This window comes from Xenorhabdus szentirmaii DSM 16338 (genome assembly GCF_002632585.1).
Taxonomy (GTDB): Bacteria; Pseudomonadota; Gammaproteobacteria; order Enterobacterales; family Enterobacteriaceae; genus Xenorhabdus; species Xenorhabdus szentirmaii.
In genome coordinates this window covers 1-579 of record NZ_NIBV01000037.1, presented here as the reverse complement: position 1 = coordinate 579, position 579 = coordinate 1, and the positions used below count along the sequence as shown (strand labels likewise).

Sequence of the window (579 nt, the reverse complement as noted above, 5' to 3'; positions counted from 1 at the left end):
TGGGCCGCTAAATCCACTTTGCCGCCGCGAATAAAGCCGCTGTTGGTGAGATTGTTGGCGGTCAGTTGGGTGACGTCACGCCCGCTAATCGTGCCGCTGTTGGTGATATCGCCCTGACTGTTGAGCGCCACGGTATTCCCGGCGAGTAAACTGCCATCACTGCGCAGGTCGCCCTGACGGACACGCGCGTAAACCTGCGGCACAGTCACCACCTCGGTAGTGCCATCCGGCAAGGTGACGGTTTGGTTAGTCAGCCAGATAATGTCTGAGGTCAGCAACGCCATCTGCGCCGGACTCAGCGCGACGCCCGGCGTTAACTGTTGCTGTTTGCCAAAGGCGACACCGGCATCCATCAGCGCTTTAAACTGCGCTTCGTCGTTGTTGTAGCCCGGCAGATAGCGCTGACCGGTCAGTTGGGTGATTTGGTCGCGCACCAGCCGCTGTTCGTAGAACCCATCGCCCAGGCGTTTGTGAACCCGCGCCGGGTCATGCGTTAATTGTTGCCGCATATAGTCCGAACCCAGCCACTGTTTATACTGGGTAAATTTCGGGTCAGATCGGAAGAGCATCTGGAACTCC

1 pseudogene is annotated in these 579 nt (G+C 58.2%); it reads right to left on the bottom strand.

The annotated features are described in order from the left end of the window. Positions 1-579, bottom strand: a pseudogene (locus Xsze_RS21525) (S-layer family protein); the annotation flags it as partial.